The organism is Micromonospora sp. BL4, assembly GCF_003667505.1.
GTDB lineage: Bacteria > Actinomycetota > Actinomycetes > Mycobacteriales > Micromonosporaceae > Micromonospora.
This window is the reverse complement of sequence record NZ_RCVJ01000273.1, coordinates 1-2117: the sequence shown is the minus strand read 5'-3', so window position 1 is coordinate 2117 and position 2117 is coordinate 1. Positions and strand designations below refer to the sequence as shown.

The window sequence follows — 2117 nt, the reverse complement described above, 5'->3', positions numbered from 1 at the left end:
GGCGGGGCCCATCCACCCAGGGTGTATCTTTCCTAGAAATATTCTGATATTCCTATATTTAGTTCTACGAGGGTTCCTCCTGAACGGGAAGGAGCACCATGCGAACGGGTGTCTGGTTGGTGGGTGCGCGCGGTTCCGTCGCGACCACCAGCATCGTCGGAGGGCTCGCGCTGCGGGCCGGCCTGGCCGGGCCGACCGGCTGCGTCACCGAGCTGCCGGAGCTACGCGGCCCCGCCCTGCCGTCCTTCGCCGATCTGGTCTTCGGCGGGCACGACCTGGCCACCACCCCGCTGTGCAAGCGGGCCGAGGCGTTGGCCGACAGCGGCGTCATCCCCGGTCGGCTGGTCGCCGCGCTCCCCGACGAGCTGACCGCCGTCGAGCAGGAGCTGCGCCCCGCGCCGGTCGGCGCCACCCAGGCCGACCGGGCCGCCGCCGTGGTCCGCGACCTCACCGCCTTCCGGGAGCGGCACGCGCTGGACCGGGTGGTGGTCGTCAACGTCTCCGCCACCGAACCGGCACCCGCACCGCACCCCGGGCACGCCGACCCGGACGCGCTGCGCGCCGCCCTCGCCGGCCCCGACGAGGTGCTGCCGTCCAGCTCCCTGTACGCGTACGCGGCGCTGCTGGCCGGCTGCCCGTACGTCGACTTCACCCCGTCCACCGGGCTGCGGCTGCCGGCGCTGACCGCGCTGGCCGAGCAGGTCCGGCTGCCGTACGCCGGGCACGACGGCAAGACCGGGGAGACCCTGGTCAAGTCGGTGCTCGCGCCGATGTTCGCGATGCGGAACCTGGCCGTGCGCTCCTGGTCGGGCGTCAACCTGCTCGGCGGCGGCGACGGCGCCACCCTCGCCGACCCGGCCGCCAACGCGGCCAAGGTGCAGAGCAAGCAGCGGGTGCTGGGCGAGACGCTGGGCTACCTGCCCCAGGGCGGCACCCGGATCGAGTACGTCGAGGAGCTGGGCGACTTCAAGACCGCCTGGGATCTGATCACCTTCGCCGGCTTCCTCGGCACCGGGATGCGGATGGAGTTCACCTGGCACGGCTGCGACTCCGCGCTGGCCGCGCCGCTGGTGCTCGACCTGGCCCGGCTCACCGCCGCCGCGCACGCCGCCGGGCACGTCGGGCCGCTGACCGAGTTGGGCTTCTTCTTCAAGGACCCGCTCGGCACGCCCACCCACTCGCTGGGCGAGCAGTGGGCCCGGCTGGGGGACTTCACCCGTGCGCTGCACGCCGGCCGGGACGGTGCCTCATGACAACGTTGGCTGACCTCGCCGAGCTGGTCCGGGCGCCGGCCGCGCTCTCGGTCCCCGGCGACGTGGTCGCCGGCGCGGCGGCGGCCGGTGCGCTGAGTCGGCGTACCCCGGCCCTGGCCGGCGCCTCGGTGCTGCTCTACTGGGCCGGGATGGCGGCCAACGACTGGGCCGACCGGCGGCTGGACGCCGTCGAGCGGCCCGAGCGGCCCATCCCCAGCGGCCGCGTCGCCCCGGCCGCCGCGTTCGGTCTCGCGGCCGGCCTCACCGCCGCCGGCCTGGGCCTCGCCGCCGCCGTGGGCGGTCGCCGCGCCGCCGCCCTCGCCGTGCCGCTGGCGGCCAGCATCTGGGGGTACGACCTGCTGGCCAAGAACACCGCGGCCGGGCCGGCCGTGATGGCCGCCTGCCGGGGGCTGGATGTGCTGCTCGGCGCGTCCTCTGGTCGGGTGGCCCGGGCGCTGCCGGCGGCGGCGACCGTCGCCGCGCACACCTGGACGGTGACCGCGCTGTCCCGCCGCGAGGTCACCGGCGCCGATGCCGCCCTGCCCCTGCGCACGCTAGCCGGCACCGCCGTGGTCGCCACCAGCGCCGCCGTCGCCGCCCCGGGCGCGCGGTCGGTCGGGCTCGCCGCCGCGCTGCCCGCGATCCTGTCCGGCTGGTACGCCGCCCGCTACGGCGCGGCCCAGGCCCAGGTGGTCCGGGACCCGTCGGCCGGGCGGGTGCGCGCCGCGGTTGGCGCGGGGATCACCGGCCTGCCCGCCCTGCAGGGGGCGCTCACCGCTCGCGGCGGAGCCGGCCTGCTCGGACTGGCCGTCGCGGCGGCGGCGCCGCTGGGCCGGCGGCTGGCGCGGAAGGTCTCCCCGACAT

2 protein-coding genes are annotated in these 2117 nt (G+C 76.5%); both read left to right on the top strand.

Annotation, left to right across the window (positions count from 1 at the left end):
• The first annotated feature begins 98 nt into the window (after nt 1–98).
• Complete coding sequence (locus EAD89_RS30085) at nt 99–1253, top strand: inositol-3-phosphate synthase (protein WP_121678038.1); 1155 nt, start codon at nt 99–101, stop codon at nt 1251–1253.
• Nucleotides 1250–2117 (top strand): SCO3242 family prenyltransferase (locus EAD89_RS30080; protein WP_121678037.1); only part of this gene is annotated, 868 nt, incomplete at its 3' end. The genes EAD89_RS30085 and EAD89_RS30080, both read left to right, overlap by 4 nt.